The following is a 24,126-nucleotide window of genomic DNA, read 5'->3' as shown; positions in this document are numbered from 1 at the left end:
TGCGGTAAAAAACGCGGTGAAACGGGGGAATGATTTAGGGTAAGCATCGCAATATGTTAATCCTGTAATGAGTTAGACGGCGGGCCATCTAAGAATTCATCAACAGGTCAGTAACCTATGCGTGAGGCTACCGGTGAAGGCGGATATTGCTCTCTTCACTGGTGCCGGCACAGCATCACCCCATCCTCACTGCGACGCCGGTATCCGGGGCGCCGGCAAAAAACGATGGGGCCGTTCTCTTACCTGAACATATGTAGAACATGTGCGTGTCAGAACCAGATTGCTCGCCGGGCCGCCGTTATTATGCGGCAATTGCCAACGCTCATCGTCTAAACACGCCGCCAAGTTTATGGAAAGCCAGGGGGCTTTGTAAAGCCATTCCCCCATCACGCCTTTCTCAACAACAGCGCCCACAGCGCCAGCGCGGCAAAGGCGATATATATCGCCATAAAAAGGGCAATAGCGGCCAGCAAGGCGCTCAATACCCCTATGTTATCCGCCAGCCAACCTGCGGCCGGCGGCGTGATATTGAACAAATAGACGATAAAGTAAAACTTCGATACCGCGTTCCATCCCGGCGCCGCGAGTGAGAGCTTGTTGACCAGAATAGCGCCGCCCACAAAAACCGCGCCATACGAGAAGCCGGACAGCGCCAGGCTCACCGCCGCACCGGCCACAGAACCGCTCTCGAGCGCCATGGTCATCATGACCATGGAGAAAACCTGCGCAATCAGCCCCAACACTAAAGAAAATTCAGGCTGAAGAAAACGCGGGATCGTGAACTGCACCACGCCGGCCACCAGTAAATACCCGGTGGCGATATAGCCAAAATCAGCGGCTGATTTAAGCCCGAAGACATGGATCGCGGCCGTCGGCCCCAGCGACAGGATCAGCGCAGCGTATGACCAGGAGATAAACACGCACAGCGCCAACAGATAGAACAGCGGTTGGCTAAAACCGGCGCCCTTTTCTGCCGTTTTCGTGTCCGCAACGCCGAGGGCAGGCAATCCTTTCTTCGGCCAAAGCAGAACGATGGCGATCGCGGAGAGTAAAACCAACGCGGCAACGGTCATTGCCGGCGCGGTGAGCGGGTAAAACGCCAGCTGAGCGTAAACGCTGCCGATCACCGGCCCGAGCGCCAGGCCGGTCACCAACGCCATACTGCCCAGCAGCGCGGCGCGTTTGGCGCTGTCGCCACGGCTGAACTTAATCAACAAGATATTGATGATGGCCGTGGCCGTGCCGGCTCCCAAGCCGGAAATAAACCTGAAAAGACACAGCGCCTGCAAAGAGCGAGCCATGGAAAAGCACAGCGTTGGCACCACCACCAACAATAGCGAAACCACCACCAGCAACCGGGCATTGTTATCGGTGATGGTGAGCCTGCGTGATAAAAACAAGGCCAGCAATACGCCAAACCCGTAGGAAGAGAAAATGAAGGTCAGGTCGATATTACTCAGGGCAAAGGTTTGTTGATATAAGGGATATAACGGCGTGGGAGAGCCGCTGTTCAACAAGATAAAAAATAACGCGATCGTCAACGCAGCCAATAGGCTCACCTGGCTGCGGTTTGTCCGGTAAGAAGTCATTATGTCACCATCATGAAAAAAAACGATCGTAACACCCGGCCGGATGCTGAACTTTCGCGTTCGCACTTTTTTTCTTATCGTTCGGACAGGACAGCGGGATAGCCTGTACACCGGCTTTCGCCTCACCCATAATGCTTTCACCTCGCCGCTCGGCGAGGCCAAATATACTGCGATAGCCAAATAGCGGCTATTCTCTACAGTAAACGCATCAGACAAGCAGGTAATGATGGATCCGTTATCCGATATTGTTTCCCGGCTAAAAATCAGCAGCCAGAAAATTGTGACGTTTGACCTGAGCGCCAATACCAAAGCGCTGTTTCCCGGCTATTCCGGGATGAAAATTTATATCGCCAAACGCGGATCTTTTTTCATTAATATGGCGGGCGATGCAAACAGTTACCCGATTGAACAAGGCGATGTGCTGATCTTATCCAGCGGTCGCGAATTCAGCATTTTTGATGCGCCTAACGCGCCGGCCATCGATATAAGAAAAATTCACGTGATGAAAGACCGCTCCTCCTGCTTCAGCAACGGCGGGAACGATTTTTCCTTTGTCGGTTGCCGGTTCGTGTTTCAGATCAACGATACCTTCCGTTTTATCACCAGCCTGCCCGAACCCATCGTGATCAAAACGCAGCGGGAAGAGAACGCCGGCATTAAGGATTACTTGAGTCGCCTCTCATCGGAAATAGAAAAACCTGGCCCGGGCAGCGAGCTCATCACCGAGCATCTCCTGCAGATCATTTTGACGCAGGCGCTGCGCGTGCTGCTTTCTTCCGGCGCGCTTGGGCGCGGCGAGGGCTGGTTTTACGCCATGGCGGACAAAAATATCGGTCTGGCGCTGACCAGCATACACGACCAGCCGGGCAAGAAATGGCGTCTGGACGAGCTCGCCGGCGTGGCCGGCATGTCGCGCACCGCCTTTACCACCCGGTTCAGAAAGCTGGCCGGTTACAGCGTCAACGAATACATTCGCATCTGGCGTTTTAGCCTGGCCATCGAGCGAATGGTCGCCAATAAAGAAAAAATATCCCAGATCGCCTTTGACCTGGGATATGAATCGGAAAGCGCCTTCAGCACCGCGTTCAAGAAAAGCATGGGCGCGTCGCCAAGGAGTTACATTGGCAGCCATACCGCATGAAGCAGCCAACGGGGGCACGTCCCTGTGCCGGTCTTATCCTTATTCGGCAAACCAGGCGGCGGGCAGATCCGTCTGCAGCGTGATGGTTTTTATTTGCGTGTAGGCATTGAGCGTTTCCTTGCAGAACTCGCGGCCGATCCCACTGTTCTTGTAACCACCGAACGCGGTGCCATCGGTAATATTCGAATAGCGGTTGATCCAAACGGAGCCGGCTTCCAGCCGGTCTGCGGTCGCCAGGGCATTTTTCAGACTGCGGGTATAGATCCCCGACGCCAGCCCATATTCGCTGTCGTTAGCCTGGGCGATCATCTCGTCGTAGTCTGACCATTTTATCAGCGTCAGCACCGGCCCGAAAATTTCTTCCTGGCAAATGCGCATGCCATTTTCCGCAGCAAAAATCGTCGGCTCAATGAAATAGCCGTGCTCACAGCCGGCGACGGCGCGGCGTTTGCCGCCGGTCAGCAGGGTGGCACCCTCATCGAGACCGGTCTGAATATAAGCCAGCACTCGCTCGCCCTGTTTCTCGGAAACCAGGCAGCTGACCCGGGAGTGTTCGGCCAGCGGTGAACCGACGCGCACCCGTTCGAAAGCCGCCACCAGCTTGGCGCTGAAACGGTCATAAATGTCCGCGTGAACGAACAGCCGGGTCCCCGCCAGGCAGGACTGGCCGTTATTGTGGATAGCGGCAAAGGTCACGTTGTCCACCACCGCATCCATCTCTTCGATGTCCGGGAACACAATATTGGGGCTCTTCCCGCCCAGCTCCAGCGTAACGGGCACCAGCCGCTCCGCGGCGGCCTTGGCCACCAGCTTGCCCACCTCCGTGCTGCCGGTGAACGAAAGCTTGCGCACCTTGCGGTTGCCGGTCAGCGCCGCCCCCGCCACGCCTCCCAGCCCGGTAATGATGTTGACGACGCCGGCGGGGAAAATGTTAGCGATCATCTTGCCCAGCTCCAGCGTGGAGAGCGAGGCATTTTCATCGGCCTTCAGCACCACCGTGTTGCCGGTCACCAGCGCCGGCGCCAGCTTGAACGCCGCCATGATCGCCGGCGCATTCCAGGGGATAATCTGCCCGCAGACACCAAGCGGCTCGCGTTTCGCCAGGCTGTAGCCATCCGCAATGCTTCTGCCGCTGTCTTCGTGCCCCATGACCACCGCAGCGAAATAGCGATAGTGTCTGACCGCCGTTTGATAATCGCGGCGCACTTCGCTGATACAGCGGCCCACATCCTGCGCGTCGATTTGCGCCATTCTTTCCAGATCGCTTTCCAGCACATCCGCCAGCTGCGCCACCAGGCGGGCGCGGGCCTGCTGCCCTAATGCTTTCCAGGCGGGGAAAGCCGCTTCCGCCGCCAACACGGCGTGCTCGACGTCCCGTTCGTTACAGTAGTGTAAATCCGCCAGGCGCTCCCCGGTCGAGGGGGAAATGACGGGATGAATGTCCGCGCCATCCAGCTCGAACACGCCGTTAATCAGTGGCCCGTAGGCTTTATCTAATGTCATCTCTGTTCCATTCATAGCAAAATTAATGTAAACCGCCGCCGACGATCAGGCTTTCGCCGGTCACCCAACCCGCCTCGTCCGAGGCGAGATAGGCCACGGCCGGTGCGATATCCGCCGGTGTGCCGATGCGCCCCAGCGGGGTGATGGATTCAATGTGCGTTTTAAAATCGGCGTCGAAAAAGCCGCTGTCATGCACGCCTTCCGTGATGACCAAGCCAGGGTTGACCGCATTGACCCGGATCTTGCGCCCGCCCAGCTCGTTGGCCAGCGTCTTGGTGATAGAATCCACCGCGGCCTTTGAAGCGGTATAAACCAGCGAATTGGCCGGCGTAAACGACGTCACGCTGGAGCTGATATTGACGATGCTGCCGCCCGATTCAGGCATGGCGGCGACCGCCGCCTTGCAGCAATAAATCAGCCCTTTGACATTTAAATTGAAGTGTCTTTCATATTCCGCGTCGCTGAATGCCTCCAGGCTATTGGTGGCATACACCCCGGCGTTATTGACCAGTACATCCAGGCGACCATACTGCTCGACAATGCTTTGCATCAGGCCGTTGACCTCGGCCTCAATGCCGACATTGGCCTGCAGCGGAAAAGCGACGCCGCCCTGCTCATTGATTTCTTTAACCAACCGGTTGGCATCTTCACGCCCGCGGGAATAGTTAATGAAAACCACGGCGCCTTCCGCCGCCAGGCGTTTAGCAATAGCTGCGCCAATTCCCTTTGAACTGCCCGTCACCAGGGCAACTTTATTTTCAAAGCGTTTCATTAGTCATTCTCCTCAGTGTCAGTGAAACTCGGGAGAATATTACGGTAATGGCTCGCCGTGCAGCATAGCGGGGCGAACATAAAACCTTATCGATCGAACAACTTTGTCAAAAGCGAATTTGAACTTTTAGAATAAACGCGCGGCCAGAATGGCAATGGCCAATAACAGAATGACGCCGCCAAAAAATTTATTCACATAGATGCCGACAGTCGGACGCAGTTGAATGCTCAGTGCAATTTTACCCGCAAGAAAGACCAGAGGTATCTCAATAAGGAACATAATAACAATGAGCTCAATGCCTAATATCAGCATCTGCATGCCCGGCATGCCGGCTTCCATTCGAATAAACTGCGGGATAAACGCCAGAGTAAAGATGATGGCTTTAGGATTCAGCAAATTGGTCAGTAGCCCCTGCGAATAAAGTTTATTAAGACTTTTTCGTTCACGGTTGTTTTGCAGGCTGACAGCGTTTTTGCTGTTAAAAATGCCAAAGCCAACCCACAGGATATAAAGCGCGCCGCCAACGACAAAGCACTCGTACAACACGGGCGAAGAGGCAATTAGCGCCGTAACGCCGGCAATGGCAAGGCCGATGTGGCACGTCACCCCGGTGACCGCGCCCAATACGGTAACCAGCCCCGCTTTCGTTCCCTGGCTTATGGCATTAGACAGTGCGCAAAGCATGTCGGCGCCAGGGATAAGCGTTAACGCGGCGGCTGAAAGAGCAAATAAACCCAGCGTGGAAATATCGATGAACATGGTTTCTCTCGTCGTCAAAAAGGCGCATTGTCAGTCCCTTTGCGTCGGCGAGATAGAATGATATTGCTCAACTGCATCGGTCGCGATAGCTGCGCGGTGTGACGCCGTAAGTCGACTTAAACACCCTTCCCATGTGCGATTGATCGGCAAATCCGCAGGCGCTGGCGATTTCCGCGATGTCGTCGCCTCGGGATAGCAAGCTCTTGGCCTGTTGTAATCTGAGTTGCCGCTGATAACGGTTCGGTGATAAACCGAATTGCGCCGAAAACTGACGGCAAAGGTGGAACTTAGACATGCCGACGGCCTGCGCCAGCGTCTCCAGACGCACTTCCCGCGCCGGGTTATCGTGCAGATACTCTTTCGCTCTGCGCAAACCCGGCGTGAGGCCGGTGCCTGCCAATGGCGCTCGCCGCGGTGAACACACCTGAAGCAGATCCGCCACGCAGTGGCTCCATGCCACCTCGCGGTCAAAATGGCTGGATTGCGCTGCGGTCAGCACCGCGGCGGCCTCACACAATCGGTTGGCGAAAGGCGCATGGTCGATATGCTTCCCCTGCACCGCCGGCGGCAGAGGCATCTCCATGTTTTCCGCCGCGTCCAGCAGCATCTCGTGGCTGGGATAAAACATGAAATAATGGCATCCCTCATCACCCAGCACTGTCCCGGCATGCATCTGCCCCGGCGCGATGAGGCTGACTTGCCCACGGCTGACGATACCGTCGGCATCGCCTTTGGCGCTGTTGTTATTAGCGCCGCGCAGGACAACGCCAATCGACCAGGTATCATGCCAATGCACGCCAAATCGATGGTCTGAAAAGTCCGCGACGAGCAGTTCAAGCCCGCCCAATGCGGCAAAACGATGCATAAATGCCGAATTTACCATCACCTTTTACCCGATTCCTGATTATCCACGCCGGCAAAAATAACACACTACGTACCGCGTGAAAGCCCTTCGCCCTGCAGGGAAGCGGCTTTCTGAACATCAAGAAAAGGGGCCGCCTGGCCCCTTCACATTGTTCTCCTGCCTTATTGCCTCATGCTTATGCCGATTAATGTTGATTAAGCGCGCCATAGTTCAGCGGCTGCCAGTCATAACCCGTCCCCTTTTTATTGATGTAGCCAAGGCCCGGGAAGGACAGATGCGCCCCTGCGACCAGCGCCCTTTGCTGCGCAAGGTCATCGAACAGCCGCTTGCGCTGCGCTACGGCGGCAGGGACATCGATATCATAGGCGATGGCGACATTCGGATCGGGAAACTGCACCGAGGCAACGTGGATCATATCCCCCAAAATCACCATCTTTTTCCCTTTGCTTTCGACGGCGAACACGCTGTGCCCTGGCGTGTGCCCACGCGTATCGATAGCCGAAATGCCCGGGGTGAGTACCTGATTGCCTTCGAAGGTTTTCAGTTTTCCCGCCGTGACATAAGGCTGTAATGAGGCGATGGCGGCATCGAAGAAACGTTTATCTTTCTCTTCCGCCTGCCGTTTTTTCTCTTCGTTCAGCCAAAAAGCGACTTCGTCTTTTTCCACCCAAACGGTGGCATTCGGGAAGGCAAGACGCTCGTCCGCCATCAAGCCTCCCACATGGTCGGGATGCAGGTGCGTTAAATAAATCTCATCCACCTGCTCCGCCTGATAGCCGGAAGTGTTCAGGTTTTTCATCATTTTGCCCAGCATGTCGCCATGCAGCGCGCCGGTGCCGGCATCGACCAGAACCAGCTTGCTTCCGGTGTTGATCAGGTAGGCGTTCACCGAGGTCGGCAACGGCAGCGACAGGTTGTTGGCCGCCATTGCCGCTTCAAGCTGCTGCGGCCCGGTGTTGATCAAGATTTTATCGGCGGGCATGGGGCTGATGCCGTCAGACAGGGCCGTCACTTCCAGATTACCCAGCATGATCCGGTAGAACCCGGGATTGTCTGTTTTAGAAAAAGGCGCCGCGGCCATTGCAGCGGCAGAAAAAGCGGCGAAAAAGGCGCCAATAAGCAGATTGCGACGCATAGAATACCTCGTAACGATAAGAAAATACGGCTAAAAGCCCAGGAGGTGCCTCTGGCGATTTAAAATTCCTGCACGGTCGGCCTGATGACAATCTCACTCACGTCCACGTCCGAAGGCTGCTCGATCGCATAGGCGATAGCGCGTGCGATGGCATCGGCGGAAATTGCCTGGCTCTGGTAGAGTTCGCCGACGGCCTGCAAACTTTCCGCGTGCGAACTGCCCTGTTTCAGTTCGGTGTCGATCAGGCCGGGGGCGATCGTCGTGGTTCTGATCTTTCCGCCGACTTCGTGGCGCAAACCTTCGGCTATCGCGCTGACTGCGAATTTGGTGCCGCTATAGACCGTGCCGCCGGGGCTGAACACCTTCTTGCCGGCAATGGAGGAAATGGTAATGTAATGACCGAATTGCTGCTTTTCGAACAGCGGCAAGGTGGCCGCGATGCCGTACAGCACGCCTTTCACATTGATATCGATCATCCGTTCCCATTCATCGACCTTTACGGCGCTCAGCGGTGCGATCGCCATCAGCCCCGCGTTGTTGACCAAGACATCAATTTTGCCAAACTGCCTGACGGCCTGGGCGATCATCGCTTCGACCTCCTGGCGCTTCGTCACATCCACCTGCAGCGCCAACGCGGTGCCGCCGTCGCCAACGATTTGCCGAACCAGCGTATCAAGACGATCTTTCCTGCGCGCCGCCACCACCACCGTCGCCCCCTGCGCCGCCAAATGTTTTGCGGTCGCTTCGCCCAGCCCGCTGCTGCCGCCGGTAATCACCACCACTTTGCCTGAAATACGGTTCATCTCTCGTTCCTTTTCTGTTGGTCAGTACGAATACTTTATCCGCCGTTTACCATCAGTAAATGGAAGTGTTATGCTTTTAGAATTCCATTTTTTGGAACAAAGAGGCGAGAGTGCAAAACAGACAAGAAGCCTTGCGCATTTTCTGCTGCGCCGCTGAGGAGATGAACTTTAAACGCGCAGCGACCAGACTCGGCATTTCCCCGCAGAAAGTCACCCGAGCTATCAAAGAATTGGAGTCGTTGCTCGGTGAACAGCTGTTCCACCGCAACACCAGAAACGTAAAAATCACGGATTTCGGCCTCGGCTTTGCTGAGCAAGCCAAAGCGGCGATAGATCAGTTTAACAAGCTGTTTCAGGCGAAAGGGAAAGAGGCGGAAGATCTCACCGGCGTGGTGCGCATCACGGCACCGCACACCTATGGCAGCGAGGTCGTCATGCCGATACTGGCGGAGTTCGCACGTTTATATCCTGCGATTACGCTCGAATTCCACCTGTCGAACATCCACAGCGATCTGGTCGATGAAAGAATTGATATCGGCATTCGCATCGGCTTTCTGCATGACCAAACCTGTATCGTTCGCCAGCCCCGAACCATGCCTTTCCATCTGGTTGCCTCGCCGACGCTGCTCGTTCGCCTGCCGCCGCCGGAGCAGATAGACCAACTCGCCCATCTGCCTATTGTCGCGCTGGTGAACCGCAAAACAGGGCGCTACTGGCCCTGGGAATTTAGCCAAAAACGTTATCTCTACCCGAAGTCCGCCGCCTTCGTCACCGACACGCCCGATATAGAACGTAAAGCGGTGCTCGCCGGTTTAGGCTTTGGCCAACTGGCCGGATATTTGGTTGAAAAACACCTCGCCGCGGGTGAGCTGGTAGCCGTTCTGCCGGGCGACGCCCCGCCGCCCTGGCCGGTCAACCTCTATCATACGCATCAACACGCCTGCCCTACGCGCGTGCGTTTAGTCTTTGACTATCTTTTCAATCAATTAAGCCAGAGCTAGTCCTACTTTTTCACCGCACTGCCGCCGGCGCAACGGCCATAAAAAAGCGGCGATATCACCGATATCGCCGCCCTCAACATACACGCCGCCGCGATGCGTTACTGCTTGCGCTGCTCCGCTACCTGCTTGGCGGTGACTTTGCCCTGCTTATCGCCGAAGTGGCCGACCACGAAGTTGGCGACCGCCGCCACTTCCTCGTCGGAATAGGCGCTGCCGAACGCCGGCATCATTTCATGCCGATCGCCGATGCTGATGCTCGTCCCCTTCAGGATGGCCTGCACCGCGCTGCGCCCCTGCGGATCGTTCACCGCCGTGCTGCCCACCAGCGACGCATACTCGCTCTGGCGGCCCGGCCCGTTCCACTGGTGGCAGCCGCTGCAGTCGTTGGCGAACAGCCGGCGCCCGAGCGAACTGTCTTGCCCGCCCGGCAGGATCGGGGTGGAAGCCGCCGCGCCCTTCGGCTGCAGGTTCACCGCGGCGGCAGCGTCGCCGGCGATCGGCTCGATGTCGCGCAGGTATTTCACCAACGCCAGATTGTCTTCTTGCGTCAGGAACTGCAGGCTGTTTTCCACCGCTTCCGCCATCGGGCCTGCGGCGCTGCTGCGCCCCGGCGCATGGCCGGTAGCCAGATATTGCGACAGCTGCTGGTCGCTCCAACCGCCGATGCCGGTCTGTTTGTCCGGCGTGATGTTGGCAGCGAACCAGCCCTGCACCACTTCACCGCTCAGGTGCTTACTCTGGTTAAGACCAAACCCCAGATTGCGCGGCGTGTGGCACTCGCCGCAGTGGCCCAGCGCCGTCGCCAGATAGGCGCCGCGATTCCACTGTTCGTCCTTGTTGAGATCCGGCGTAAAACGCTGCTCGCTAAAGAACGCCAGGTTCCAGAATTTCATGCCCCAACGCTGGTTGAACGGGAACGACAGATCGTTTTGCGGGTTGGCCTGTTTCGCCGGCGGCAGACTGAACAGATAATCCTTGATCGCCAGCACGTCGTCGCGGCTCAGCCCGGTGTACGAGGTGTACGGCATCGCCGGATACAGGTTGCCCTGCGGACCGATGCCCTCACGTACCGCGCGTACGAACTGATCGTCGCTCCAGTTGCCGATGCCGGTCTCCTTGTCGGCGGTGATGTTGGTGCCGTAAATGGTGCCGAACGGCAGTTTAAAGGCGAAGCCGCCCGCATAAGGCGCGCCGCCCGGCGCGGTATGGCACGCCACGCAGTCGGCGGCGCGCGCCAGGTACTCGCCGCGCGCCAGCTTATCGGTGATGCCGGCCGGCGCCCCGGCGATCGGCGCCGCGGGTTCCGCGCCGGTTGGCCGCAGCTGCGTGTACAGCGCGTACCCTCCCGCCAGTACCGCCACGGCGATAATCAGCCATAACAGCCCTTTCAAGGCGTTGCTCATCGCATCTCTCCCTAACCCAATGCCTTGGCGGCCTGGTGGATGGCGGCGCGAATGCGCACATAGGTGGCGCAGCGGCAGACGTTGCCGCCCATCGCCGCATCGATGTCCGCATCACTTGGATTTTTACTTTGCGCCAACAGCGCGCTGGCGCTCATGATCTGGCCGGACTGGCAGTAGCCGCACTGCACCACGTCCAGGTCGAGCCAGGCTTCCTGCACCGCTTTGCCCTCCGGCGTGGCGCCCACGGCTTCAATGGTGGTGATTTTCTTGCCGACGGCGGCGGAGACCGGCGTCATGCACGATCGCACCGGCACGCCGTCCAGATGCACGGTGCAGGCACCGCACATGGCGATGCCGCAGCCGAACTTGGTGCCGGTCAGGCCGGCTTCGTCACGCAAGAACCACAGCAGGGGCATGTGCGGGTCACCCTCAAAGGTCAGCGGCTGCTCGTTTACGGTTAATTGCATCATCAGGTTCTCTCCTTGTCAGACGCCGGATTCGCGGTGGGATTATGCAGCGGCAGGTTCAGCGAGCTGCGCGGCCGCCCGAGCAGCGCCAGCGCGTTGCCGACCGCCGGAGCGATGGTCGGCACCCCCAGTTCGCCTATGCCGGTCGGTTTCTCGCTCGAGGGCACGATGATCACCTCGATCTCCGGCATCTCATCGATGCGCAGCGGGCGGTAATTATTAAAGTTGGACTGTTCAACCACGCCGTCTTTCAGCGTAATGTTGCCGTATAGCGCCATGCTGAGGCCGTAGCCGATGCCGCCTTCGATCTGCGCGTGGATCACGTCGGGATTCACCGCCACGCCGCAGTCCACCGCGCACCACACCTTGTGCACTTTCGGAATGCCGCCCTCGCCGATCGACACCTCGGCCACCTGCGCCACATAGGTATCGAACGCCTTGGCGACGCCCACGCCGCGCGCGCGTCCGTCCACCACTTTGGCACCCTGCCAGCCGGCGGCTTTGGCCACCGCCCGCAGCACACCCGCCGCACGCGGCGCCTCGCCCATCAACGCCAGCCGCCCTTCAACCGGATCCTGCCCGGTCTCCTGCAGCAATTGATCGATAAAGCTCTCCACCGCGTGGCCGGTGTGGGTGCTGGCGACCGATCGCAGTGAGGTGGTCGGCACCTTGCCGGGCACGATGTGCGCATCGCAGCGGAAGGCTTCGAAGGTATAAGGCACCTCGCTGGCACCCTCGACCATCATCTGATCGAGGCCGTTGACCACCAGCGCATCCATCGCGCTGTGGCGCGTCCAGGAGTGGCCGACCACGGTATCGGTCCACCCCACCACCTTGCCGCCACGGATGGCGCCGCGCAGGCGGTGCAGGATCATCGGGCGATACCAACCATTGCGGATGTCGTCCTCGCGCGTCCACACCACCTTCACACCGTGGCCGGGGCCGATGCCCTTGGCGGCAGCCGCCATGTCGGCCGCCAGGTCCGGCCCCAGCGTCGGGTTACCCAGATCGATGCGCCGCCCAAAGCTGCCACCCGCCAGAATAGTGTCAATCTGCACCTTGTCCGGCGGCAGTTCGAACAGATCGCACAGCTGCTTGTGATCGAGCGTTTGGATTTGGCAGCCATAGCGCGCCTTGACGCTTTCGCCATCCCAGAACAGGTAACCGTCCAACGGCTCCATCGGGGCGTGGGCGACGTACGGGAAGGTGTATTCGGCCTCAATCACCTTGTCGGCCTTGTCGAACACCTCGTCCGGCTTACCGAGACTCTTCGCCACCACGCCGCTTTTCTGCGCCACCTGACGGAATTCGGCGTAAATCTCTTCGGTGTTGCGCCGTTCGGCCTGCGCGTCGTCCCAGGTTACCCGCAGCCGCTCCCGTCCCTGGATCGCCGCCCAGGTATTTTTGGCGTAAACCGCCACGCCGGTGGCGATCTGCTTCACCGCCACCACTCCCGGCACCGCCAGCGCGCGCTCGGCGTCGAAGGTCGCCACCTTGCCGCCGAAACGCGGCGGCTTCTTGATGGTGACGGTCAGCATGTCCGGCTCGTGGATATCCTGCGAGAACTGCGCGCTGCCGTTGGTTTTCGCCAGCGAATCGACGCGGTGCAGGCCGCGCGTTTTGCCAATCAGGGTGAAATGGGCCGGATCCTTAAGCGTCAGGCTGGCGGGATCGGGCGGCGGCAGCGTGGCGGCCAACGCGGCGAACTCGCCAAAACCCGCTTCTCGCCCGCTGGCGGCGTGGCGAATCTTGCCCGCCTGCACGGTGATTTCCTGCGCCGAGGTTTTCCAACTCTGCGCGGCGGCCTGCACCAACAGCGCACGCGCCATGGCGCCCATGCGCCGCATCTGCTCATAGGCATTGGCGACCGAGCTGGATCCACCGGTACCCTGGAATCCGAACGCCAGGTTCTTGTAGACGGAGGTGTCCACCGGCGCGGCCACGACCCGCACCTGCGCCCAGTCGGCATCGAGCTCTTCGGCGACCAGCGTCGCCATGCCGGTATAGACCCCCTGGCCCACTTCGGTGTGTTTACTGATCACGGTGACGATGCCGTCGGCGCCGATCTGGACGAAGGCGTTGGCGTCAAACGCCGCCGCGCCGGAGGCGGCCGGGGCGTTCGAGCGCGCCAGCGCGCCGGTGGACGGCAGATAAGCGCCGATCACCAACGCCCCGGCGCCGACGATGAACCGCCGCCGCGAAAGCGGAACTTGGGATATGCTCATTGCTCATGACTCCAAAAAAACCGAAGGCGTCACTGCCTTCGGCGAAACAAATCTTGTTATGGGAATGGCTTGCTGCGCCGGTCAGGTGATATAGCGCAGCAGAGCAATAATTAGCGTAGCCTATTATTCAGTAGGCTTAATGTTGAAAAGGGATTTTCTATTGGAGAATCGTGCGGTGCGCCAACGTGGCCGTGATCGGTGCGCCGGGCAGCCATAAATCTGAGCAACACCGTGAACAACTTCGGCACCCGTTGAACAACAATTCGTTGTATTACCTTCAGGTTTACACTACCGACATTGGAATAGGATATACTTCCGGCAAAAATACATCGCCGCTCTTTGATTAAATTTGGATGTTTTTCATGCAGCAACCCGCCATATCGAAAAAAAATCATGATATTGAAGTATTAAGAACCGTCGCGATCGTTTTCGTCATCCTGGCGCATGTTGCGGGGATACTCAGCCCGGATTCACGCTACTGGCGAATTCTGGGCTTTGCACGCTTCGGCAGCGGCGTCGATCTCTTCTTCTGCGTATCGGGTTTTATTATCACCGCGTCAATTTTGTCAACGGTGCCAAAAGACAAAAGCCTCAGCGCCTTTGTCAATTTTACCGTGCCATTCTGGAAAAAACGTTTTTGGCGCCTCATGCCTTCAGCTATTTTCTGGATCTTTATCGTGCTACTGCTGGCCTTTATTTGGGGCGGGAAAGGCCAGGTTATTCCCTTTGAAAGCATGTACATCTCGGCGTTGCATGCCCTCACTCAAACGCAGAACGTTTACTTTATCGAGTGTCGGCCGGCAGGCACCTGCGGCGAACTAGGTATTTATTGGAGTCTGTCGTTAGAGAATCAGTTTTATCTGCTCTTGCCTATACTCGCCTTCTTCTTGACGGACAGGAAGCTTGCGTTCTTTTTCTTCGTCGTTTTCATCACCCAGGTTTTCTTGCCGAGAACATTGAACGCAGCAACGCCAATCATGTGGCCATTAAGAACGGATGCTGTCGCACTAGGGGTCATTATTGCGATCTTTGCACATAACAACCCCTCTCAACGCCTTCTCCCTAAACTGCTTGAGAGCAAAGCCTTCTGCGCCGGCGCTTTCATGATCGCGTTACTCTTGCTGGCGTTGCTTTCCAGCCCTCAACCGCTCCTCAGTTTTTCGGTCGGCATCACCGCTGTGGTTTCCGGTTTCTTAGTGTTGCTCGCCAGCTATAACAGCGGTTGTTTTTCAAGTCATCCCACCATCCGCGCGTTTTGCGATTACATCGGTTCCCGATCGTACTCTATCTATTTAACCCATGTGGTCGCACTGGCCCTCACCAAAATCCTCTTCTTTTCCACCTCCACCCGTTACGACGGCCTATATACCGCCCTGTACCTGACGTTTTTCTTGACCGCAACGCTGCTGATGTCGGAATTCAATTACAGAATCATTGAAATGCCGTTAAGAGCGCTCGGCAGGAAGAATAAGCCGAAAAAACCGGTGGTGCCTTTCGTTTAGCGCACACCAAACGTCAGCGCGGCCGTCAGGTTATGTCGCCAGCCGATCGAGCAGCGGGCCCAGCGCCACGCGCGCATGCTGCTGGAAACCGCTGACGCCTTCCGCGCTCAGCAAGGCATCCAGCACCGCGTATTCGGTAGCGTCCGCCGCCGCCGCAAACAGCGGCTCCAGCCGTTCGTCCGGCAACGTCGCCCCCAACAGCCGAGTGGAGAACGCCAGCGCGATGTCGCCGGAGCCGTGCCCCCAATGGCTGCCTACCCGCCCCAAACCGGCGCCCGCTCGGCGGGCGATACGGTTCAGTTGACGGCTGTCCAGCGCCCGATCGCAGGCGATGATGATGATGACCGAACCGGCGTCTACCTGCGGCGGCGGATCCGCCAACAGTTTGCCCAGCGCCGGACCTACGCGCACGCCGCTCAGCGTCAGCGAGTCGAGGGTGCCGAAGTTGGCCAGCACCAGCACGCCGAGCATGGTGCCTAACCCCGGGCAATAGCGCGAGGCGGTGCCGATGCCGCCCTTCAGGCCGAAGCTGCTCATGCCGCGCCCGGCGCCGACGCTGCCGCGTGCAAAGCGGGTGGAATGATTATCCAGCGCGCTGAAGACGTGTTCCTCACGCACCGCCATCGCCTGAATATCGTTGAGGTAGCCGTCGTTGCACTCCAGCACCAGCGGATTAATGGTGGCGCTGCCGCGGCCGATCTGCGGATAGCGCAGACAGCTGCGCCGCACCATGGCATTAAACAGCGTGCCGACGGCGAAGGTATTGCTCAGCAGAATAGGCGTCTGCAACTCCCCCAGCTCATTCAATTGCACCAATCCCAGCGGCTTGGCGAAACCGTTGAGCACCGCACTGCCGCACGGCAGCGGTTGGTTGAACAGATCGCCCGGCGGCACGATGGCGGTGACGCCGGTCTGGCATTCGCCGTCGGCCAGCGTGTGATGCCCGACGCTGACGCCCGGCACGTCGCACAGGCTGTCGGTCGGGCCGGCCGGGTAACGCGCGCCCGGCAGGCGGCGATGACGCCGCCAATAGCTCAGCAGATTGTCGAGGCTTTGTTGTTCAAACACCTGGCTGTCCGTCATGGTTCCCTCGTCCGCCGTTAGCCCATCAGGAAACCAGAATATCGCGCAATGCGCCGCGCCGTAAATTGAAAGCGGAAGGCGCAAGTAAAATTTACCGCCTAATGCATCCCCCGCCACACAATCTCTGCCCCCAGGACCAATAATCCGCTAAAAAAGCAACGACGAAAAATCAGCGGGCTGCAGTGACGGCGCACGATCCCGCCCAGCCACATGCCGCCCAACGCCGGCAACAGCGCCAACAATGAACCGCCGAGCAGCGCGCCGGGCAGCGCCTGATGCCAGGCCAAACCGGCGGCCAGCGCCAGCGTCGAGACGGTGAACGACAGCCCCAGCGCCTGCACCAGATCGTCACGCGCCAGGCCCAATGCGTTCAGATAGGGCACCGCCGGTATGACGAACACCCCGGTGGCGCCGGTCAGTGCACCGGTCACCAAGCCGCACAGCGGCCCCAGCCAAGGCTCCGCCGTGGCGGAAATGCGCCCATTGAAACGGGTAAAACCCAACAGCGCATAACCGATCAGGCAAACGCCCAACGCCAGCGGCGCCAGGCGGCCGTCGCTGGCGGTGAGCGCACCAGCGCTCAGCAACGTGCCCAGCGTAACGCACAGCATCATCGGCCACAGCCGACGGCACAGCGCCCCCAGCATCGGCCCACACAGCAACTGCCACAGGTTGGTGATCAGTGAGGGCAACAGCAGCAGCGCGGCGGCCTGCCCCGGCGGCATCATCAGGCTAAGCAGCCCCATCGACACCGTCGGCAATCCCAGACCGATCGCCCCTTTGACCGTGCCGGCCAGCGTAAAAATGCCCGTCAGGGCGATAATATCCAGTAGCGTCAGCGACATGCGTCTATCCTTATGGCAATCAACGGCCCGATTGTGACCAGCGGCGCGGCGCGGCACAATGCGGCAATGGCAGAGCCTGCCTGCGGCAAAGACAGAGGGAGAACGCATGCATTTTGACTTTATCGATCTGCGGCTGCTGGTGGCGGTGATCGAGACCGGCAGCATCACCGCCGGCGCCGAGCGCGTCGGGCTGTCGCTGGCCGCCGCCAGCGCCCGCATGCGCGGGCTGGAGCAGCAGGCAGGTGTGGCGCTGCTGACGCGCAATCCGCGCGGCGTCCAGGTGACGGCCGCCGGTGAACGCTTATTGCAACACGCTCGTTTGCTGTTGCAACAGCGCGACCGGCTGCGCGGCGAAATGGCCGAGTTTGCGCCGGGCCAGCGCAGCCAACTGCGCATCGTCGCCAATACCGTCGCCGCCGACGCCTTTTTGCCGGAGCTGCTGGCGGATTTTCTGGCGCTGCACCCGCACACCGACATCGCGCTGGAGGAGCGGCCCAGCCCGGCTATCGCGCAGGCGATCGCCGAACGGGCGGCGGATATCGGCATCGTGGCGGATCACGCCGACCTGCGCGGGCTAGTCAGCTATCCTTTTCGCCAGGATCGTCTGGTGCTGGCGCTGCCGCCGGGGCATGCGCTCAGCGGCCGCCGCCAGATCGGCTTTGCGGACGCCCTGCCTTTTGATTTTATCGGTCTGCCGCAAGAGAGCGCGCTGCAACAGCATCTGGAGCAGTTGGCGATACGCAGCGGCGGCCCAATGCGGCTGCGGGCGCGCGCCGGCCATTTCGACGCCATCTGCCGCATGGTGCTGCGCGGCGCCGGGCTGGCGGTAGTGCCGGAAGAGAGTGCCCGGCGCCATGCAGAAATTCAACGCAGCGCCCTCGCGCTGACGGACGATTGGGCGACCCGGCGTCTGTCTATTGCGGTGCGTGAACTGGCGCAGCTGCCGCTGCCGGCGCAGCGGTTGGTGGCGTTCCTGCGCCAGGGAGAGGAGGATCTTGCCGACCGCACGGCAACGGATTAACCCTCAACCTTTCTCTAACGCCTCGACGCCAAAAAAGACGAAGGGCGCATCACGCGCCCTTTTGTTGACTTACCGGGAATGGACGAACTTACTCGTCCTTCAGCCCGCGGTTGAGCAGCATCGGCTCGATGCTCGGCTCTTTGCCGCGCCAGTCGATGTACAGCTTCTCCAGATCCTGGCTGTTGCCGCGCGACAGGATCATGTCGCGGAAGCGCTGGCCGTTTTCGGCGGTCAGTCCGCCGTGTTCGGTGAACCACTGGAAGGCGTCGTCCGCCAGCATTTCCGTCCACAGATAGGCATAGTAGCCCGCGGCGTAGCCGTTACCCCAGATATGCTGGAAGTAGCTGGAGCGGTAGCGCGGCGGCACATAGCTGAGATCCACCTTGTCTTTTTGCAGCGACTCGGCCTCGAACTTGTCCACGTCCTGCTGCGGCTGATCGGCGGTCAGCATGTGCCAGTGCATGTCCAGCAGCGCGGCGGACAGCAGCTCGGTCATGCTGTAGCCCTTGTTGAACTTGTCGGCCTTCTTGATCTTGTCGACCAGTTCCTGCGGCATCGCCTCGCCGGTCTGGTAATGTTTGGCGAAGTGGCTGAACACTTTCGGATCGCTGACCCAGTGTTCGTTGAACTGCGACGGGAACTCGACGAAGTCGCGCGCGGTGTTGGTCCCCGACAGGCTCGGGTATTCCTGATCGGCGAACATGCCGTGCAGCGCGTGGCCGAACTCGTGGAACATGGTGATCACGTCGTCATACGACAGCAGCGCCGGCTGGCCCGGCGCCGGTTTGGTGAAGTTGGCCACGTTGTAGATCACCGGCTTGGTGCCGTTGAGTTTCGACTGATCGACGAAGTTGCTCATCCAAGCGCCACCGCCTTTGTTGTCGCGCTTGAAGTAATCGGTGTAGAACAGCGCCAGCGATTTGCCGTCCTTGTCGAACACTTCATACACCTTGACGTCCGGCTGGTAGACCGGGATGTCCTTGCGTTCTTTGAAGCTGATGCCGTACAGCAGGTTGGCGGCGTAGAACACGCCGTTGTTCAGCACGTTGTTCAGCTCGAAGTAAGGTTTGATCTGCGACTCGTCCAGATCGTACTTGGCCTTGCGCACCTGTTCGGCGTAGAACTGCCAGTCCCAGGCCTGCACCTTGAAGTCGCCCTTCTGCTGATCGATCACCGCCTGAATGTCTTTGGCTTCACGCTCGGCGCGCGCGGTGGCCGCCGGCACGATGTTGCGCATAAAGCTCAGCGCGGCATCCGGCGTCTTGGCCATCTGGTTTTGCAGCTTCCAGGCGGCGTAGTTCGGGTAGCCCAGCAGTTTGGCCTGCTCGGCGCGCACCTTGGCCAGACGGGAAATGGTCTGGCGGGTATCGTTGCCGTCGCCTTTTTCCGCACGCGTCCAGGAGGCGTCGAACAGCGCTTTACGGGTGTCGCGATCTTTCAGGCTCTGCAGCAGCGGCTGCTGCGTGGTGTTCTGCAGCACCAACAGCCACTGTTTCTCCAGCTTGCGCTCGGCGGCCGCCTGCGCGGCTGCGGCCAGCTCGCCTTCCGACAGGCCGTCCAGCTTCGCCGGGTCGGTTATCGCCAGCGCGCCGTTTTTGCTCGCCGCCAGCAGTTTGTTGGTGAACTGGGTGCTCAGCGTCGCCGCTTCCTGGTTCAGCGCTTTCAGCTTGGCCTTGTCGGCGTCCGACAGGTTGGCGCCCGCCAGCTCGAAGTTTTTGTAGGTCACTTCCACCAGCCGACGCGACTCCGGATCCAGCTTCAGCGCATCGCGATCCTGATAAATGGCCTTGATGCGCGCGAACAGCTTGCCGTTGAGCATGATGTCGTCGTTCAGCGCCGCCAGCTTCGGCGAAGTCTCTTCATCCAGCTTCTGCAGCGCATCGCTGGTGTTGGCCGAGGTCATGGCGCCGAACACGTTCATTACCCGCGTCAGCAGCGAACCGGCCTGCTCCAGCGCCACGAAGGTGTTCTTGAAGTTGGGCTTAGCCGGGTTGTTGGCGATCTTCTCCACCTCTTCCCGCTTTTGCTTGATGCCCGCTGCGATCGCCGGCGCGTAGTCGCTTTCCTTGATCAGGTTGAACGGCGGTGCCTGGAACGGCAGACGGCTTTGATAGAAGAACGGATTTTGAGTCTTTTGCTGGTCGTGATGATTGGCTTCACCGGTCACGGTAGCCTCCTTCGCCTGGCCGCTGGGCAGCGCGCTATGGTCGGCGTGTGGTTGGGTTTCTGCTGCCTGTGCCTGCGAGCCCAGCGCCATGCCGATCGCCAGCACCAATGTGGATAAACGCATCAAATCGAAACTCCTCCATGTTCACGGAATAAGGTCTCGGGGAATGGCTCCCTCTGAGTCACCACCTAGCTTAGGCGCAGTTGGCAGTTTGAGCAAAAACAAGTGATTAGAAGTTAGTCGCCTCGCCAACCTGCTGTATCAGGAACGTCAGCAGCGCACGCGTTTTGGCCGGCAGATAGCGGCGGCCGGGGTAAACGGCATACAGCTGCAGCGGCGCCGGCGGCAACGCCAGCGGTATCTCAACCAAACGTCCGTCGGCCAGAAACGGCCGGCAGCCGAGCTCGGAGAGCATGGCGAAGCCCACGCCGGCCAGGGCGGCCTTCAGCGCCATCTCCCCGCTATTGACGCGATAACGCGCATTGACCGGTACGGTAACGAAGGTTCCGTCCGGGTGAACGAACTGCCACGGCCTCCCCTTCAGCGCATCCACCGTGCTGATACAGGGCAATTGCGTGAATTGTTCAATCTTCGACGTCGGCGGCCACTGCGCCAACAGCGCCGGAGCGGCTACCACGATGCAGGGAAAGGTCGCCAGCGGCTGCGCGACATAGTCGCTGTCGTCCAGCATGCCACGGCTGATCATGACCGCCAGATCGACATCGTCCAGCAGCGACGCCATCCCCGCCAGATTGGTGACGCAGCTGATTTCGATCTGCGGATGCTGCACGGCGAAGGCCGCTAACGGATCGCCCAACAGGTAGGGCCCCACTTCATTGGGCACGCACAGACGCAGCGGCCCACGCAGCTGTTGCTGCCGTTCGCTGAGCGTTTGCGCGGTGTGATCGAGCGACGCCAGCAGCGGCTGTGTCCGCTCATGCAATAGCTGGCCGTTCGGCGTCAACCGCATTGAGCGGGTGCTGCGTTCGATTAATCGCTGGTCGAGCTGGCGCTCCAGCTGCGAGATAGCGCGGCTGACGTTAGAGGTCGGCATGGCCAGCGCCCGAGCGGCCCCGACGAAACTGCCTTGTTCCACCACCGCCACAAAAATGCGTAACAGGTTTAAATCCAATTTGGCGCGCATGATTATCCCGGTTTTGATAATAAACCCTGCCATTTCTACCACCTAATCCTGGTAAACGCCAAACGCTACACTGCCGGCCTGATTCTGCAACCGATGGATGCTTATGTCCCCGACAAGAAAGCTTACGGCGATCGCGCTGGTTATCACCTTTATTCAGTTCACCAACGCCCTGGAATACATGGTTTTCAACCCGATATTCCTCTATATGGCCGCCGATTTTTCGGTGCCCGTCAGCTTCGCCGGCTATGTCAGCGCGGCCTATACGCTGGCCGCGGTAATTTCCGGCATCGGCGCGTTTTTCTGGATCGGCGGCGTTGAGAAGCAGCGTTTTCTGCTGTTCAACGTCGCGCTGCTGGGCGTGACGACCTTAGTGATCGCCGCCACTCAGCAGTTCTATTGGCTGCTGGCGCTGCGGCTGTTGGCCGGTCTGTTGGGCGGCACCACGATGGGCGTCGGGATCGGCTTGCTGCTCAACGCCGCGCCGGCCGCGCTGCACGGCCGGATGCTGGCGACGGTGATTTCGTCCTTTTCGCTGGTGAGCATTGTCGGCATGCCGGGCATGCTGTACCTGTGCGAGGTGGCGAGCTGGCGCGTTGCGCTGGTGGCGATCGGTGGGCTGTGTCTGCTGGCGGCGGTGTTGGTGGCGCTGTTCGTTCCCATGGATGCGCCGCAGCCGCAGGCCGCCGCCCCCGCCACGCTCGATCGCCGTTTGTTGCTGTTCGCCTCCGCCGCCGGCCTGACACAGTTCAGCCCGATGCTGCTGATTCCGGTACTGGCGCCGCTGCTTACCCAGCGGCTACAGGTGGCCGACGCGCATTTGGCCTGGCTGTTTCTCATCGGCGGCGTGGCCGGCTATCTGGCGACCGTGCTGGCAGGACGCTGGCTGCAACGTTTTGGCGCCGTGACGCTGACGCTGGGTGCCACGCTGTTGCTGTTGGGTAGCCTGTGGTTGGCGGCGTGCGGTGGCGATCGCGGCGAACTGTTCATGATTGCGTTTCTCGCGGCGGCCTACGCGCGACTGGTGGCGATCTCTTCCCTGAGCATGCGCTGGCCGGACCATCAGCAACGCGCGGCCTTCGGCGTGCTGCAAACCGCCCTGATACACCTGAGCGCCACGGCGGCCTTTTTGCTTTCCTCCGCGTTGCTCGGCAGCGGCTTCACCCCGCTCGGTTTGCAACGTCTGTTATGGCTGTGCGCGCTGAGCGCCGTCGTCGCCGCGCCGCTCAGCGTTTGGCTGCAGGCGCGGCTGCGTCAGCGCGCCGCCTGATAAACCACCTTACCGTCCACATAGGTGCGATAAATGTTGCGATCGTCCCCCAGCGTCATCAGTACGAACCCTTGTTCCGCCGACGTGGCGCTGTTGGCGCAGCGCAACTGCTGCAGCGGCGTCACCGCCGGATCGAGCACCACGAAATCCGCCTCTTTGCCGACGTTGAAGTTGCCGATTTTGTCGTCCAGCGACAGCGCGCGGGCGCCGCCCAGGGTGGCGTGGTAGAACGCCTCTAAAGCAGAGAGCCGGTAATGCTGCAGCTGGCCGACCTTGTACGCCTCGCCCAGCGTGCGCAGCATGTTAAAGGTGGTGCCAGCCCCCACGTCGGTGCCGATGCCGAGCTTCACCCGCTTGCGCCAGGCCTGCTGCAGGTCGAACAGCCCGCTGCCGAGGAACAGGTTGGAGGTGGGGCAAAAGGCGATCGCCGAGCGGGTATCGCACAGGCAGTCCCACTCCTGTTCCTCCAGATGCAGGCAGTGGGCGAACACGCTTTTATCGCCGGTCATGCCATAACGATGGTAAACATCCAGATAGCTCCGGTGCTCCGGGAACAGCGCTTTTACCCAGGCCACTTCCTGCGGGTTCTCGCTCAGGTGCGTTTGCAGCCAGACGTCGGGATACTCTTCGCGCAGCCGCTGAACCTGCGCCAGCAGCGCCGGCGTACTGGTGGGCGCAAAGCGCGGCGTAATGGCGTAACCGAGGCGGCCTTTGCCGTGCCAACGTTCAATCAGCTCACACGTCTGGCGGTAACTCTGCTCCGGCGTTTCCAGCAGCGCCTCCGGCGCATGGCGATCCATCATCACCTTACCGGCGATCAGGCGCATGTTCAGCGTTTGCGCCTGGCCGAACAAGGCGTCGACCGACTGTGGATGCACCGTGCCGAACACCAACGCGGTGGTGGTGCCGTTACTCAGCAACTGCTGCAGAAAGAAGGCCGACATCTCGTCGGCGTGCCGTTGGCAATCGTAACGGCTTTCGGTCGGGAAGGTGTAATTGTTTAACCAGCCCAACAGCTGGTCGCCATAGGCGCCGATCATTTCGGTTTGCGGGTAGTGGATGTGGGTATCGATAAATCCCGGCACGATCAGTTTGTCGCGATATTCCGTGACCGCGAAGCCCGGCGGCAGCAGCGCCTCGCCCTGCTGCCAGCTGCCGAACCAGACGATGACGCCGTCGTTCAGCAGCAGCAAACCGTCGGGAACATGCCGCAGGCGTTCGTCGAGCTGTTGCGGCTCCTCCACACAGGCGGAGATATCAAAAAAATTGCCACGAATAGCCGTGGTGAATTGCAGTGCCATTATTTTCTTCCTTGTCGCGACCGGCGCGCCTCACCCGTGTAATAACCCACGCAGATGAAACAATGCCTTTTGTTACCCAAACGCTAAGACCGGCTTAAGCATAGCAAGCCGTATGCCAGTTGACGGCGCCAAA

Annotated in this window: 20 protein-coding genes; 5 read left to right on the top strand and 15 right to left on the bottom strand. The window is 59.8% G+C overall.

Annotated features, from left to right (window positions below; genetic code table 11):
- Window positions 1–386 precede the first annotated feature (386 nt).
- Window positions 387–1,898: an MFS transporter gene (locus tag GKN89_RS01080; RefSeq protein WP_230328898.1), complete on the bottom strand. Its 1,512-nt coding sequence runs from the start codon at window positions 1,896–1,898 to the stop codon at window positions 387–389.
- Here GKN89_RS01080 and GKN89_RS01075 point away from each other — a divergent pair.
- Entirely contained in the window at window positions 1,870–2,730 is an 861-nt protein-coding gene (locus GKN89_RS01075) for an AraC family transcriptional regulator (protein ID WP_370520135.1), read from the top strand. The two genes, GKN89_RS01080 and GKN89_RS01075, sit on opposite strands and share 29 nt — an antisense overlap.
- Window positions 2,731–2,769: 39 nt before the next feature.
- Here the strand turns inward: GKN89_RS01075 and GKN89_RS01070 are convergent, their stop codons facing one another.
- The 6 genes from GKN89_RS01070 to GKN89_RS01045 all read right to left on the bottom strand — a co-directional run bounded on the left by GKN89_RS01070 (window position 2,770) and on the right by GKN89_RS01045 (window position 8,567).
- Entirely contained in the window at window positions 2,770–4,233 is a 1,464-nt protein-coding gene (locus GKN89_RS01070; protein ID WP_154746169.1) for an aldehyde dehydrogenase, read from the bottom strand.
- A 22-nt stretch (window positions 4,234–4,255) separates the two neighbouring features.
- Window positions 4,256–5,005, bottom strand: a complete 750-nt coding sequence (locus GKN89_RS01065; RefSeq protein WP_154746168.1) for an SDR family NAD(P)-dependent oxidoreductase — start codon at window positions 5,003–5,005, stop codon at window positions 4,256–4,258.
- Between the two features lie 126 nt (window positions 5,006–5,131).
- Window positions 5,132–5,764: a LysE family translocator gene (locus GKN89_RS01060; RefSeq protein ID WP_019456345.1), complete on the bottom strand. Its 633-nt coding sequence runs from the start codon at window positions 5,762–5,764 to the stop codon at window positions 5,132–5,134.
- 67 nt (window positions 5,765–5,831) lie between these two features.
- On the bottom strand, window positions 5,832–6,647 hold the full coding sequence (locus GKN89_RS01055) for an AraC family transcriptional regulator (protein ID WP_230328937.1): 816 nt from the start codon (window positions 6,645–6,647) through the stop codon (window positions 5,832–5,834).
- Between the two features lie 166 nt (window positions 6,648–6,813).
- Window positions 6,814–7,764, bottom strand: coding sequence for an MBL fold metallo-hydrolase (locus tag GKN89_RS01050; RefSeq protein ID WP_230328897.1), 951 nt, complete (start codon window positions 7,762–7,764; stop codon window positions 6,814–6,816).
- 59 nt (window positions 7,765–7,823) lie between these two features.
- Window positions 7,824–8,567 carry an SDR family oxidoreductase gene (locus GKN89_RS01045; RefSeq protein ID WP_154746167.1) on the bottom strand — a complete coding sequence of 248 codons (744 nt, stop codon included), beginning with the start codon at window positions 8,565–8,567 and terminating at the stop codon, window positions 7,824–7,826.
- A gap of 110 nt (window positions 8,568–8,677) precedes the next feature.
- On the opposite strand from GKN89_RS01045, the gene GKN89_RS01040 reads away from it, so the two are divergent.
- Entirely contained in the window at window positions 8,678–9,568 is an 891-nt protein-coding gene (locus GKN89_RS01040) for a LysR family transcriptional regulator (protein ID WP_025159732.1), read from the top strand.
- Window positions 9,569–9,666: 98 nt separating this feature from the next.
- Here the strand turns inward: GKN89_RS01040 and GKN89_RS01035 are convergent, their stop codons facing one another.
- The 3 genes from GKN89_RS01035 to GKN89_RS01025 are packed head-to-tail and all read right to left on the bottom strand — an operon-like array spanning window position 9,667 to window position 13,663.
- Window positions 9,667–10,971, bottom strand: coding sequence for a c-type cytochrome (locus tag GKN89_RS01035; protein ID WP_154746166.1), 1,305 nt, complete (start codon window positions 10,969–10,971; stop codon window positions 9,667–9,669).
- Window positions 10,972–10,982: 11 nt separating this feature from the next.
- On the bottom strand, window positions 10,983–11,441 hold the full coding sequence (locus GKN89_RS01030) for a (2Fe-2S)-binding protein (RefSeq protein ID WP_063919409.1): 459 nt from the start codon (window positions 11,439–11,441) through the stop codon (window positions 10,983–10,985).
- A complete protein-coding gene (locus tag GKN89_RS01025; protein WP_154746165.1) occupies window positions 11,441–13,663 on the bottom strand; it encodes a molybdopterin cofactor-binding domain-containing protein in 2,223 nt (740 codons plus the stop codon). The genes GKN89_RS01030 and GKN89_RS01025 overlap by 1 nt, the downstream gene beginning before the upstream one ends.
- Window positions 13,664–14,025: 362 nt before the next feature.
- Here GKN89_RS01025 and GKN89_RS01020 point away from each other — a divergent pair, with 362 nt between their 5' ends.
- Window positions 14,026–15,165, top strand: coding sequence for an acyltransferase (locus tag GKN89_RS01020; protein WP_154746164.1), 1,140 nt, complete (start codon window positions 14,026–14,028; stop codon window positions 15,163–15,165).
- A 30-nt stretch (window positions 15,166–15,195) separates the two neighbouring features.
- Here the strand turns inward: GKN89_RS01020 and GKN89_RS01015 are convergent, their stop codons facing one another.
- Window positions 15,196–16,248, bottom strand: coding sequence for a P1 family peptidase (locus tag GKN89_RS01015; RefSeq protein ID WP_074054299.1), 1,053 nt, complete (start codon window positions 16,246–16,248; stop codon window positions 15,196–15,198).
- Between the two features lie 98 nt (window positions 16,249–16,346).
- Window positions 16,347–17,093, bottom strand: coding sequence for a sulfite exporter TauE/SafE family protein (locus GKN89_RS01010; RefSeq protein WP_063919406.1), 747 nt, complete (start codon window positions 17,091–17,093; stop codon window positions 16,347–16,349).
- 106 nt (window positions 17,094–17,199) lie between these two features.
- Here GKN89_RS01010 and GKN89_RS01005 point away from each other — a divergent pair, with 106 nt between their 5' ends.
- Entirely contained in the window at window positions 17,200–18,114 is a 915-nt protein-coding gene (locus GKN89_RS01005) for a LysR substrate-binding domain-containing protein (RefSeq protein ID WP_154746163.1), read from the top strand.
- Between the two features lie 88 nt (window positions 18,115–18,202).
- Here GKN89_RS01005 and dcp read toward each other — a convergent pair whose 3' ends face one another.
- Complete coding sequence (gene dcp / locus GKN89_RS01000; protein WP_025159730.1) at window positions 18,203–20,404, bottom strand: peptidyl-dipeptidase Dcp; 2,202 nt, start codon at window positions 20,402–20,404, stop codon at window positions 18,203–18,205.
- Between the two features lie 106 nt (window positions 20,405–20,510).
- Complete coding sequence (locus GKN89_RS00995) at window positions 20,511–21,425, bottom strand: LysR family transcriptional regulator (protein WP_063919617.1); 915 nt, start codon at window positions 21,423–21,425, stop codon at window positions 20,511–20,513.
- 103 nt (window positions 21,426–21,528) lie between these two features.
- Here GKN89_RS00995 and GKN89_RS00990 point away from each other — a divergent pair, with 103 nt between their 5' ends.
- Window positions 21,529–22,692 carry an MFS transporter gene (locus GKN89_RS00990; protein WP_154746162.1) on the top strand — a complete coding sequence of 388 codons (1,164 nt, stop codon included), beginning with the start codon at window positions 21,529–21,531 and terminating at the stop codon, window positions 22,690–22,692.
- On the opposite strand, the gene guaD is transcribed toward GKN89_RS00990, so the two are convergent.
- Window positions 22,677–23,993 (bottom strand): guanine deaminase, encoded by a 1,317-nt coding sequence (gene guaD / locus GKN89_RS00985; protein ID WP_154746161.1) that lies wholly within the window; start codon window positions 23,991–23,993, stop codon window positions 22,677–22,679. The genes GKN89_RS00990 and guaD overlap by 16 nt on opposite strands.
- Window positions 23,994–24,126: the final 133 nt, after the last annotated feature.

Source organism: Serratia sp. YC16 (assembly GCF_009707615.1).
GTDB lineage: Bacteria > Pseudomonadota > Gammaproteobacteria > Enterobacterales > Enterobacteriaceae > Serratia > Serratia surfactantfaciens.
Note: the sequence above shows the minus strand (reverse complement) of the source record. Positions and strands in the feature narration are given on the sequence as shown.